Origin of the sequence: Streptomyces poonensis (assembly GCF_014650915.1) — a bacterium.
Classification (GTDB): Bacteria; Actinomycetota; Actinomycetes; order Streptomycetales; family Streptomycetaceae; genus Streptomyces; species Streptomyces poonensis.
Window position 1 is genome coordinate 1 of record NZ_BMVW01000035.1, and the last position, 13,932, is coordinate 13,932.

General features: G+C 73.3%; 1 protein-coding gene. It reads left to right on the forward strand.

What is annotated here, in order from left to right:
- Positions 1–13,932: type I polyketide synthase (locus IE242_RS37175; RefSeq protein ID WP_189867503.1), on the forward strand; the 13,932-nt coding region annotated here is incomplete at both ends.

Consider the following 13,932-nt stretch of genomic DNA (forward strand, 5'->3'; position numbering starts at 1 on the left):
TGAGGTGGTCGCCGGGCTGTCGTTCGAGCAGCCGCGGATTCCGGTGGTGTCCAACCTGACGGGGCGGCTGGTCGGGGCGTATTCGCCGGAGTACTGGGTGGAGCATGTGCGGGAGGCGGTGCGGTTCGCCGACGGCATCGCGACGCTGCACGAGCTGGGTGTGGGCACGTTCGTGGAGATCGGGCCGGGGGGTGTCCTGAGCGCCCTCGCCCAGGGCTGCTTCGACGGCGACGCGGACGTCGTCACGGTGCCCGTCCTGCGGGCCGACCGCCCCGAGGAGCAGGCCGTCGTCACCGCCCTCGCCGACCTGCACGTCCACGGAATCTCCCCGGACTGGCAGGTGCTCTTCCCGGGTGCCCGCCGCGTCGACCTGCCGACCTACGCCTTCCAGCGCGAGCGCTACTGGCTCGACGCGCCCGGGCCGGCGACCGCCGGTGCCCCGGAGACGCTGGACGCCGAGTTCTGGGACTCCGTGGAGAGCGAGGACCCCGCGTCCCTCGGTGCGCTTCTCGGACTGCAGCCCGCCGATCTGGACGTCGTGGTGCCCAGGCTGTCCGCCTGGCGCCGGCAGCGGCGCGAGCAGTCCGTCGCCGACGGCCGGCGTTACCGGATCACCTGGCAGCCGCTCCGTGACCCGGCCGGGGCCGCGCCGTCGGGGACCTGGCTCCACGTGGTTTCCGAGGAGACCGCGTGGACCGAGGCGATCCGCGCCGGGCTCACGGAACTCGGTATCACGCTCGAGCCGTTCGCCGTGGCCGACGGCACCGGCCGCGAAGCGCTCGCCCGGGCTCTGGCCGATGCCGGGCATGAGCAGGTGGACGGTGTCCTGTTCGCCGCACCACCAGCACGGGAGGAAGGCGGTACGAAGGCCCTCAAGCGGCTCGTCCTGCTTCTCCAAGCCCTCGGCGACGCTGGGATCGAGGCTCCCCTCTGGTGCCTGACCAGCGGCGCGGTGACGACCGGTACGGCCGATGCGCTCACCGACCCCGCCCTCGCCCAGCTGTGGGGCCTCGGCAGGATCGTCGCCCTGGAACAGCCGCAGCGCTGGGGCGGTCTCATCGACCTGCCTGCCGAGCCCGACCCCCGCTCGCTGGAGCGCCTGGCCGGCCTGCTGCACCAGCGCGACGAGGACCAGCTCGCCGTACGGGCTTCCGGCGTGTCCGGCCGCCGCCTCGTGCGTGCGCCGCAGAGCGCGGCACCCGTGGACGCACCCTGGACGCCGCGCGGCACCGTTCTCGTGACCGGTGGTACGGGTGCGCTGGGCGGACACGTGGCCCGCTGGCTCGCCGGAGCCGGCGCCGAGCACCTGCTCCTCCTCAGCCGCCGGGGCCCCGAGGCCCCGGGCATCTCCGGACTCCGCGCGGATCTGGAGGAGCTGGGCGTCCGGGTCACCGTCGCGGCATGCGACGCGTCCGACCGCGACGCGCTCTCCGAGGTCTTCGCCCGGCACACGGTGAACGCTGTGGTGCATACCGCCGGCGTGCTCGAGGACGGGCTGGTCGAAGCGCTCACACCCGAGAGCCTCGACCATGTGCTGCGCCCCAAGGCGGACGCGGCACTGCACCTGCACGAGCTGACGCGGGACCGCCACGATCTCGACGCCTTCGTCCTCTTCTCCTCGATGACGGGTGTCTGGGGCAACGCCGGCCAGGGCGCCTACGGTGCCGCGAACGCCTTCCTCGACGCCCTCGCCGAGCACCGCAGGGCGCAGGGCCTGCCCGCGCTGGCCGTCGCGTGGGGGCCCTGGGCGGACGGCGGCATGGCCGACGGAGCCGTCGGTGACCATCTGCGGCGGCGCGGCGTACGGCCGATCGGGGCCCTTCCCGCCATCTCCGTACTGCACGGCGCACTGACCCACGGCGAGACCGCCGTGACCGTCGCGGACGTCGACTGGGACCGCTTCGTCCAGGCCTTCGCCGACATGCGCCCCTGCCCGCTGCTGCTCGGCGTGCCCGAGGCCCGCACGGCACTCGACGTTCGCGCGCAGGCCGTGCGTAACGCCGATGTGCCCGCGTCCGCGCTGGTCCAGCGCCTTCGCGAGGTCGCGCCGGGGGAGCAGGGTCGCATCCTGCTGAACCTGGTCCGCGAGCAGGCCGCCCTGGTGCTCGGCCACACGGGCAAGGGCGCCTTCGACGCCGACCGGACGTTCCGTGAGACGGGCTTCGACTCGCTCACCGCCGTCGAACTGCGGCACCGGCTCAACTCGGTCACCGGGCTCAAGTTGCCCGCGACCCTCGTCTTCGATCACCCGACCCCCGCTGTCCTCGCCCGCCATCTGGGCGAGGAGCTCCTCGGCCGACAGGACCCGGCGGCGGACGCCCCGCATGCGACGGCCGCCGTATCCGACGAGCCCCTTGCGATCGTCAGCATGAGCTGCCGCTTCCCCGGCGGCGTCGAGTCGCCGGAGGACCTGTGGGAGTTGATCGGCTCCGGCCGGGACGCGATGTCCGGCTTCCCCACCGACCGCGGCTGGGACCTCGACGCGCTCTACGACCCCGATCCCGACCGGTCCGGCAAGACGTACGCGCGTGAGGGCGGCTTCATCGAGGGCGCCGACCGCTTCGACGCCGGTCTCTTCGGGATCTCGCCGCGTGAGGCGCTGGCGATGGACCCGCAGCAGCGGCTGCTGCTGGAGACCGCCTGGGAGGCCTTCGAGCGCGCAGGCATCGCCCCCGAGTCCGTCCGCGCCAGCCGCACCGGTGTCTTCATCGGCACCAACGGCCAGGACTACGCCAATGGGCTGCGCAACGCGCCCGAGGAGATCGAGGGGTATGCGCTCACCGGCAAGGCGGCCTCGGTCGTCTCCGGACGCATCTCCTACACGTTCGGGCTGGAGGGTCCGGCGGTCACGGTGGACACGGCGTGCTCGTCGTCGCTGGTGGCCCTGTACCTCGCCGCGCAGGCGCTGCGCAGCGGCGAGTGCACGATGGCCTTGGTCGGGGGCGTGACCGTGATGACCACGCCGGACCTGTTCGTGGAGTTCAGCCGGCAGCGGGGGCTGTCGGCGGACGGCCGGTGCAAGGCGTTCGCGGCCGGTGCCGACGGCACGGGCTGGGGCGAGGGCGTCGGCCTGCTGCTGGTGGAGCGGCTGTCCGACGCCGAGCGCAATGGCCATCAGGTGCTGGCGGTGGTCCGTGGCACGGCGGTGAACCAGGACGGTGCGTCGAACGGTCTGACGGCCCCGAACGGCCCGTCGCAGCAGCGGGTGATCCGGCAGGCCCTGGCCAACGCCGGACTTGCGCCGGGCGATGTGGACGCGGTGGAGGCGCACGGCACGGGCACGAGGCTGGGTGACCCGATCGAGGCCCAGGCGTTGCTCGCCACGTACGGCGAGGAGCACTCCGACGACCGGCCAATGTGGCTGGGGTCCGTCAAGTCCAACATCGGCCACACGCAGGCCGCCGCGGGTGTCGCCGGTGTGATCAAGATGGTGATGGCGCTGCGGCACGGTGTCCTGCCCCGAACGCTCCATGTGGACGAGCCGACGCCACACGTGGACTGGTCGACGGGTGCCGTGCGGCTGCTGACCGAGCCGGTGCCCTGGCCCGGGACCGAGGGCCCCCGCAGGGCCGCGGTCTCGTCGTTCGGCATCAGCGGCACCAACGCGCACACGATCATCGAGGAAGCACCCGCAGCGGCCGTGACCGAGCCGGACCGTGAGCACACCCCGGCGCCCGTGCCCTGGGTTCTGTCGGCGAGAAGCGACGTGGCTCTGCGGGCCCAGGCGGAACGTCTGACGGCCCTCGTGACCGACGACATGTCACCCCTCGACGTCCTCGACATCGGGTTCTCGTCGGCCACGACGCGTTCGGCGTTGGAGTACCGGGCCGCGGTGGCCGGCACCGACCCGGCGGAACTGCGCGCGGGGCTGGCGGCCCTCGCGGTCGGCGCCCCGGCGGTGAACGTCGTCGCCGGACGCGCCAACCGGATGGGCAAGGTCGGTTTCCTGTTCTCGGGTCAGGGTTCGCAGCGGGTGGGGATGGGGCGTGAGCTGTATGCGGCGTTCCCGGTGTTCGCGGCGGCTTATGACGAGGTGTGTGCGCATCTCGATGTGGTGCTCGACGTGGACGAGGAGGAGCTGAACCGGACGGGTTGCGCGCAGCCGGCGCTGTTCGCGGTCGAGGTGGCGCTGTTCCGGCTGCTGGAGTCGTGGGGTGTGCGGCCGGATTATGTGGCCGGGCATTCGGTGGGTGAGATCGCGGCCGCGCATGTGGCGGGGGTGTTGTCGCTGGAGGACGCCGCGACGCTGGTCTCCGCCCGCGCGCGGCTGATGCAGGCGCTGCCCGAGGACGGGGCGATGGTTGCGGTCCAGGCATCCGAGGAGGAGGTGCTGCCGCACCTGGCCGAGGGTGTGGGTGTCGCGGCCATCAACGGGCCGCGGTCGGTGGTGGTCTCGGGTGCCGAGGCGGCGGTCCTCGCCATCGGTGAGGTGTTCCGGGAGCGGGGCCGCAAGACGTCCCGGCTGAAGGTGAGTCATGCGTTCCACTCGCCGTTGATGGAGCCGATGCTGGCGGAGTTCGGTGAGGTGGTCGCCGGGCTGTCGTTCGAGCAGCCGCGGATTCCGGTGGTGTCCAACCTGACGGGGCGGCTGGTCGAGGCGTACTCGCCGGAGTACTGGGTGGAGCACGTCCGCGAGGCGGTGCGGTTCGCCGACGGCATCGCGACGCTGCACGAGCTGGGCGTGACCACGTTCGTGGAGATCGGCCCCGGCGGCGTCCTCAGCGCCCTCGCCCAGGGCTGCTTCGAGGACGGTACGGACGTCGTCACCGTGCCCGTCCTGCGGGCCGACCGCCCCGAACCTCAGGCGATCACCACCGCGTACGCCCAACTGCACGTGCACGGGCACGAAGTGGACTGGCGCGCCTTCTTCCCGGGTGCCCGCCGCGTCGACCTGCCGACCTACGCCTTCCAGCGCGAGCGCTACTGGCTCGATGCCCCCGCCTCCGCTGCCGGCGACATGCGCGCGGTGGGCCAGGGCCAGGCCGGTCACCCGTTCCTGGGTGCTGCCGTGCCGCTGGCGGACGGCGACGGACACCTGTTCACCGGGCGGCTCTCGACCCACACGCTTCCGTGGCTGGTGGACCACGTCGTCGCCGGGGTCGCGCTCCTGCCGGGAACCGCGTTCGTCGAGCTGGCGATCGCCGCTGCCGACACGGTGGGCTGCGACCTGTTGGAAGAACTGACGCTGGAGACACCGCTGCTCGTGCCCGAGCGCGGCGGCGTCGCCCTGCAGGTGCGCGTCGGTGCCGACGACGGCTCGGGCCGCAGACCGCTGACCGTGCACTCACGGAGCGAGGCCGGTGACGCGCACGCCCACGAGGACGACCGCGAGCGGCCATGGGTCCGGCACGCGTCCGGCTCACTGACCGTCGCCGCAGCAGCGGAGCCCGGGGAGGGCTCGCTCGCCGCGTGGCCGCCCGCCGGTGCCGAACCGGTCGACGTCGACGGCTTCTACGACCGCCTCGCCGGTATGCGGCTCGACTACGGTCCCCTCTTCCAGGGGCTGCGCGCCGCATGGCAGAGCGGGGACGACTTCTTCGCCGAGGTGGAGCTGCCCGACGCGGAGGGGACGGACGCGGCCGCCTATGGTCTGCACCCCGCGCTGTTCGACGCTGCCCTGCACACCGTCTGGCTGGGCGCGGTCGAGCCCGAGGCCGGAACGGGCAACGGACTGCTGCCGTTCGCCTGGAGCGGTGTGCGCCTGACGGCTGCCGGCGCCTCCGGCCTGCGGGTGAAGGTCTCGCGCACCGGCTCCTCGACGGTGGCGCTGACGCTGGCCGACGGTACCGGTGAGCCGGTCGCGCAGGTCGGCTCGCTGACGCTGCGGCCGGTGCCCGCCGACCAGTTGCGCGGTGGTTCCGGAACCGGTGACACCGTCTTCGGCCTGGAGTGGGTGCCGACCGCTCTGCCGTCCGCGCCGGGTGGCGTGAATATCGAGACGTACGAGGACCTCGCCGCCCTCCGGGCCACCGGCGCACCGGCGGAAACCGTGGCCGGAGCCCCGGCCGATGCCGTGGTCGTGCCCTGCCCGACCGGGACGGGCGCCGACCTGGCCACCCGGGTCCACGAGGTCGGCCACGCCGTGCTGGACCTGCTGCAGTGGTGGCTGGCCGAGGAGCGCTCCGCCCGTTTGGTGCTGGTCACGCGCACGAACGACCTGGCCCAGTCGGCAGTCCGCGGGCTGGTGCGCTCGGTGCAGAGCGAGAACCCCGACCGCGTCGTGCTGCTCGAGGCAGCCGGAGACGCGTATGCGGACCCTGTCGGCGCTGTCGACACCGCCGCTCTCGCCCGGGTGGTTCCCGGCCTGCTCGCGTCGGGTGAACCGCAGGCCGTGGTGCACACCGACGGCGAGGTCCGGGTGCCGAGGCTGGCGCGCGTCCCCGCGCCGGACGCGGAGCCGGAGCTTCCGGGCTTCGGCACCGGCACCGTTCTGCTGACCGGCGCGTCGGGCGGGCTGGGCGGGCTGTTCGCCCGGCACCTGGTCGCCGAGCACGGCGTACGGAGCCTGCTGCTCGTCAGCCGCCGCGGCGGGGACGCGCCCGGCGCGGCCGGACTCACCGCCGAGCTGACCGCGCAGGGCGCCGACGTCACATGGGCCGCGTGCGACGTGGCCGACCGCGACGCCGTCCACGCTCTCCTGTCCGGGTCCGGGCGGAACCTGTCCGCGATCGTCCACACCGCCGGCGTGCTGGACGACGGAATCATCGGCTCGCTGACCCCGGAACGGCTGGACGCCGTGTTCCGCCCGAAGGTGGACGCGGCGCTGAACCTGCACGACCTGGCCGGTGAGCTGTGCGGCGACCTGTCCGCGTTCGTGCTGTTCTCCTCGGTCGCGGGCACCCTCGGCACGCCCGGCCAGGCGAACTACGCCGCCGCCAACACCTTCCTCGACGCCCTCGCCGAGCACCGCCGTACCATGGGCCTGCAGGCCACGTCGCTGGCCTGGGGCCTGTGGGCGCAGGACAGCGAGAGCGCCATGACCGGCGGCCTCGACCACACCGACCTCGCCCGCATCAGGCGTATGGGCCTCGCCGCGATCCCCGCGGCGGACGGCCTACGGTTGTTCGACGCGGCGCTGGCCACCGGCCGGGCGGCGGTCGTCCCGATCCGGCTCGACACCTCCGCGCTCCGTGACGGGCAGGGCCAGACCGTGCCGTCGGTCCTGCGCGGCCTGGTGCGGGTCGCACCGGCGCGGCGCACGGCGCGGACCGCGCCGAAGGGTTCGCTGGGGCAGAGGCTGGCCGGACTGCCGGAGGCCGAGCGCGAGCGGGCGGTGCTGGACCTGGTGCTCACCGAGGTCGCCGCCGTGCTCGGGCACGCCGGCGCACAGTCGGTCGGCGCCGACGACTCCTTCAAGCACATCGGGTTCGACTCGCTGACCGCCGTCGAACTGCGCAACCGGCTCAACGCGGCCGTCGGTATGCGCCTGCCCGCCACCTTGATCTTCGACTATCCGAACCCGCTCGCTCTCGCCCACCACCTCACCGCCGAGGTCACGGGCTCCGGCGAGGAGGCGGCAGCCGCGCCGGTGGCCACGGCCGCGGCCGGTGGACCGGCGGACGATCCCCTCGCGATCGTCTCCATGGCCTGCCGCTACCCCGGTGGCGTGCGGTCGCCCGAGGACCTGTGGCAGCTGGTGTTCTCCGGCGGCGACGCCGTCTCGGGCTTCCCCGAGGACCGCGGCTGGGACGTGGAGAACCTCTACAACCCCGACCCCGACCAGTGGGGCACCAGCTACACCCGGGAGGGAGGCTTCCTGCGGGACGCGGCGGACTTCGACGCCGAGTTCTTCGGGATCTCGCCGCGTGAGGCGCTGGCGATGGACCCGCAGCAGCGGCTGCTGCTGGAGACGTCGTGGGAGGCGTTCGAGCGAGCCGGGATCGACCCGGCGACGGTGCGGGGAAGCCGGACCGGAGTCTTCGCCGGCGTGATGTACCACGACTACGGCGGGCGGGTGCACACCTCGCCGGCCGGGCTGGAGGGGTACCTGGTCAACGGCAGCGCGGGCAGCATCGCCTCGGGCCGGGTCTCGTACACGTTCGGGCTGGAGGGTCCGGCGGTCACGGTGGACACGGCGTGCTCGTCGTCGCTGGTGGCGCTGCATCTGGCGGCCCAGGCGCTGCGCAGCGGTGAGTGCTCGATGGCGCTTGTGGGCGGTGTCACGGTGATGGCGACGCCGTCGACGTTCGTGGAGTTCAGCCGGCAGCGCGGGCTCGCCCCCGACGGGCGGTGCAAGGCGTTCGGGGCCGGTGCCGACGGCACCGGCTGGGCGGAGGGCGCGGGCATGCTGCTGGTGGAGCGGCTGTCCGACGCCGAGCGCAATGGCCATCAGGTGCTGGCGGTGGTCCGTGGCACGGCGGTCAACCAGGATGGCGCCTCGAACGGTCTGACGGCTCCGAACGGTCCGTCGCAGCAGCGGGTGATCCGGCAGGCGCTGGCCAACGCCGGGCTCACGCCGGGCGATGTGGACGCGGTGGAGGCGCACGGTACGGGCACGAGGCTGGGTGACCCGATCGAGGCGCAGGCGCTGCTGGCCACGTACGGTCAGGAGCGGGCGGACGGGCAGCCGCTGTGGCTGGGGTCGCTGAAGTCCAACATCGGCCACACGCAGGCGGCCGCGGGCGTCGGCGGTGTGATCAAGATGGTGATGGCGCTGCGGCACGGTGTGCTGCCGCGGACGCTGCACGCGGACGAGCCGACCCCGCACGTGGACTGGTCGGCCGGTGACGTGCGGCTGCTGACCGAGGCCGTCGACTGGCCGGAGAGCGATCGTGCCCGCCGCGCCGGTGTCTCGTCCTTCGGAGTGAGCGGCACGAATGCGCATGTCATCGTCGAGCAGGTGACGCCGAGCGAGGCGCCTGCCCGTGGCCCGGTGGCTGCGGGGCCGGTCCCGTGGGTGCTGTCGGCGAAGAGCGATGCGGCGCTGCGTGAGCAGGCGGGTCGGCTGCTGTCCTTCCTGGATGCCGAGGGTGCTGGTGTCGAGGGTTCGGGATTGCGGCCGGAGGACGTGGCGTTCTCGCTCGCGGCGTCGCGCGCGGTGCTGGAGCGGCGTACGGCGGTCGTGGGTGAGGGCTTCGCTGAGCTGCGGGACGGGTTGCAGGCGGTGGTCTCCGGGGCTGCTCCGGTGGGCGGTGCCGTGGGCGGGAAGGTCGGTTTCCTGTTCTCGGGTCAGGGTTCGCAGCGGGTGGGGATGGGGCGTGAGCTGTATGCGGCGTTCCCGGTGTTCGCGGCGGCTTATGACGAGGTGAGTGCGCATCTCGATGTGGTGCTCGACGTGGACGAGGAGGAGCTGAACCGGACGGGTTGCGCGCAGCCGGCGTTGTTCGCGGTGGAGGTGGCGCTGTTCCGGCTGCTGGAGTCGTGGGGTGTGCGGCCGGATTATGTGGCCGGGCATTCGGTGGGTGAGGTCGCGGCCGCGCATGTGGCGGGGGTGTTGTCGCTGGAGGATGCCGCGGCGCTGGTGTCCGCCCGTGCGCGGCTGATGCAGGCGCTGCCGGAGGGCGGGGCGATGGTTGCGGTCCAGGCATCCGAGGAGGAGGTGCTGCCGCATCTGGCCGAGGGTGTGGGTGTCGCGGCCATCAACGGGCCGCGCTCGGTGGTGGTCTCGGGTGCCGAGGCGGCGGTGCTCGCGGTCGCCGAGGTGTTCCGGGAGCAGGGCCGCAAGACGTCCCGGCTGAAGGTGAGTCATGCGTTCCACTCGCCGTTGATGGAGCCGATGCTGGCGGAGTTCGGCGAGGTCGTCGCCGGTCTGTCGTTCGAGCAGCCGCGGATTCCGGTGGTGTCCAACCTGACGGGGCGGCTGGTCGAGTCGTACTCGCCGGAGTACTGGGTGGAGCACGTCCGCGAGGCGGTGCGGTTCGCCGACGGCATCGCGACGCTGCACGAGCTGGGCGTGACCACGTTCGTGGAGATCGGCCCCGGGGGTGTCCTGAGCGCCCTCGCCCAGGGCTGCTTCGACGGCGACGCGGACGTCGTCACCGTGCCCGTCCTGCGGGCCGACCGCCCCGAGTCGTATGCGGTCACCGCCGCGATCGGGGTGCTGCACACCTACGGGCTCTCGCCCGACTGGCGGGCTCTCTTCCCGGGTGCCCGCCGCGTCGACCTGCCCACCTACGCCTTCCAGCGCGAGCGCTACTGGCTCGACGTTCCGCAGGCGTCCGGTGACCTCCGGGCCGTCGGCCTGGGCGCGGCGGACCATCCGCTGCTCGGTGCCGCGATCGTGACGGCCGACAGCGACAGGGTCCTGCTCACCGGGCTGCTCTCCCTCGAGACGCACCCTTGGCTCGCCGACCACGCCGTGCACGGAACCGTTCTGCTGCCCGGAACCGCGTTCGTGGAACTGGCGATCCGGGCGGGCGACGAGACCGGGTGCGGATGGATCGAGGACCTCACCCTCGAGCTTCCCCTGGTCGTGCCCGAGCGCGGCGGTGTGGTTCTCCAGGTGGCGGTCGATCCTGGGGACGAGTCGGGCCGGCGGCAGCTGAGCGTGCATTCGCGCGTCGGCGACGGTCCCTGGCTGCGGCACGCGACAGGCGTACTGTCCTCGGCAGCGGCACCGTCCGCTGCAAACCTCGGGGTGTGGCCGCCGGCGGGTGCGGAGGCCATCGACCTGACGGCGTTCTACGACGGCATGGCCGCCGCGGGCCTGGACTACGGCCCGGTCTTCCGGGGCCTGCGCTCGGTCTGGCGGGCCGGGGACGACATCTTCGCCGAGGTCGAGCTGCCGGAGGAGTCGGCCGCCGATGCGGAGGCCTTCGCGCTGCACCCGGCCCTGCTCGACGCCGCCCTGCACGCCCTGGCCGCCGGTGGGCTGGTGTCTCTGGACGACGGCCCGGCCCTGCCGTTCGCGTGGTCCGGCGTTTTCGCCCAGGCCGTCGGTGCGGCCATGGTGCGTGTGAAGCTGACGCGGAAGGCCGACGGCTCGCTGGCACTGGCCGTGGCCGACGGTGCCGGTGACCCGGTGGCCTCCGTCGAGTCGCTGTCGCTGCGTACCGTCCCTGCGGAGAACCTGCGCGGTGCCGGAGGAGGCGATCAGCTGTTCGGGCTGGAGTGGACGCCGTTCACCCTTCCTGCCGCCGCGGAACCGGCGACGATCGAGACGGTGGCGGACCTCGGCGCGTTGCGCGACATGGAAGGCGCACCCGACGCCGTCGTGGTGCCGTGCCCGACGGGGTCCGGTGAGCGGACCGCCGACCGCGTGCACAGCGCCACGCGCGAGGTGCTGGAGCTGGTGCAGTGGTGGTTGGCGCGGGAGGGTGCGGGTCGGCTGGCGTTGGTGACGTCCGCGGGTGATCTGGCGCATGCCGCGGTGTGGGGGCTGGTGCGTTCCGCACAGTCGGAGAACCCGGACCGGTTCGTGCTGGTGGAGGCCGAGGAGGTCGGTGAAGCGGTCCGGGCGCTGCCCGCGGTGCTCGCCTCCGGTGAGCCGCAGTTCGCGCTCCGTGGCGGGGAGGTGTTCGTACCGCGCCTGGTGAAGACGTCGGCGGCCACCCCGGCGGCCACGGCCGCGACCGGCACCGCGGACTTCGGCGCCGGCCCCGTCCTGCTGACCGGCGCCTCCGGTGCGCTGGGCGGGCTGTTCGCCCGGCACCTGGTCGCCGAGCACGGAGTGCGCAGCCTGCTGCTGCTCAGCCGGCGCGGCGCGGAGGCTCCCGGCGCGGTCGAGCTGGAGGCCGAGCTGACCGCGTGGGGTGCCGAGGTGCGCTGGGCGGCCTGCGACGTGGCCGACCGGGACGCCCTGGCCGAAGTGCTGTCCGGCACGGAAGTGACGGCCGTGGTGCACACGGCCGGCGTCCTGGACGACGGTGTGATCGCCTCGCTCACCCCGGAGCGGCTGGAGACGGTGCTGCGTCCCAAGGTCGACGCGGTGCTCAACCTCGACGAGCTGACGGACGGTCTGTCGGCCTTCGTCGTCTTCTCCTCGGTGTCCGGCATCCTGGGCAGCGCGGGCCAGGGCAACTACGCGGCGGCGAACACCTTCCTCGACGCCTTCGCCGAAGCCCGCCGCGCCCGGGAGCTCCCCGCCACGTCGCTGGCGTGGGGCCTGTGGGAGCAGGGTGGTGGCATGGCCGACCGGCTCGGCCAGGCGGACCTCGTCCGGCTGAAGCGGGTGGGTCTGGCCCCGATCGGCGTCGACGAGGGATTGCGGCTGTTCGACGCGGCGCTGGCCTCGGAACGGGGCGCTGTCGCCCCGCTGCGGCTGGACCTGGGCGGACTGCGGGGCACGGTGCCGCCGGTCCTGCGCGGGCTGCACGGCCCCGTACGGGGTTCCGCGCGGCGCACGGCGCAGACCGCGCCGAAGGGTTCGCCGGGGCAGGGGCTGGCCGGACTGCCGGAGGCCGAGCGCGAGCAGGCGGTGCTGGACCTGGTGCTCACCGAGGTCGCCGCCGTGCTCGGACACGCCTCGTCCCGGACCCTCCAGCCGGAACAGGCGTTCCAGGACATCGGTTTCGACTCGCTCACCTCGGTGGAGCTGCGCAACCGGCTGAACGCGGCGACCGGGCTGCGGCTCCCCGCGACCCTGGTGTTCGACCACCCGACGCCCGTCGCGCTCTCCCGCTTCCTGCTGGCACAGACACTGGGTGTACAGGAGCGGCCCGAGGCCTCGGTCGCCGCAGTGGCCGCCACGGACGAGCCGCTCGCGATCGTGGGCATGGCCTGCCGGTTCCCCGGCGACGTGCGGTCGCCCGAGGACCTGTGGCGCCTCGTCGCCTCCGGCGGCGACGCCGTCTCGGGCTTCCCAGAGGACCGCGGCTGGGACGTGGAGAACCTCTACGATCCCGACCCCGACCACTCCGGCACCTCCTACGTGCGCCACGGTGGCTTCCTGCACGAGGCCGCCGAGTTCGACCCGGCCTTCTTCGGGATCTCGCCGCGTGAGGCGCTGGCGATGGACCCGCAGCAGCGGCTGCTGCTGGAGACGTCGTGGGAGGCGTTCGAGCGGGCCGGGATCGACCCGGCGACGGTGCGGGGGAGCAGCACTGGAGTCTTCGCCGGCGTGATGTACCACGACTACGGCGGGCGAGTGAAGTCGGTTCCGGAGGGTATGGACGCCTACCTCGGCAGCGGCAGCGCGGGCAGCATCGCCTCGGGCCGGGTCTCGTACACGTTCGGGCTGGAGGGTCCGGCGGTCACGGTGGACACGGCGTGCTCGTCGTCGCTGGTGGCACTGCATCTGGCGGCCCAAGCGCTGCGCAGCGGTGAGTGCTCGATGGCCCTGGTGGGCGGGGTCACCGTGATGGCGACGCCGTCGACGTTCGTGGAGTTCAGCCGGCAGCGGGGGCTGTCGGCGGACGGCCGGTGCAAGGCGTTCGGGGCCGGTGCCGACGGCACCGGCTGGGCGGAGGGCGCGGGCATGCTGCTGGTGGAGCGGCTGTCCGACGCCGAGCGCAATGGCCATCAGGTGCTGGCGGTGGTCCGTGGCACGGCGGTCAACCAGGATGGCGCCTCGAACGGTCTGACGGCTCCGAACGGTCCGTCGCAGCAGCGGGTGATCCGGCAGGCGCTGGCCAACGCCGGGCTCACGCCGGGCGATGTGGACGCGGTGGAGGCGCACGGTACGGGCACGAGGCTGGGTGACCCGATCGAGGCGCAGGCGCTGCTGGCCACCTACGGGCAGGAGCGGCCGGAGGACCGGCCGTTGTGGCTGGGGTCGCTGAAGTCGAACATCGGTCATGCGCAGGCGGCCGCGGGTGTCGGCGGTGTGATCAAGATGGTGATGGCGCTGCGGCACGGCGTGCTGCCGCGGACGTTGCACGTGGACGAGCCGACCCCGCACGTGGACTGGTCGGCGGGTGACGTGCGGCTGCTGACGGAGGCCGTCGACTGGCCGGAGATCGATCGTGCCCGCCGGGCCGGTGTCTCGTCGTTCGGTATCAGCGGCACCAACGCCCACGTGATCATCGAACAGGCCCCCGCCCCGGTCGAACCGCA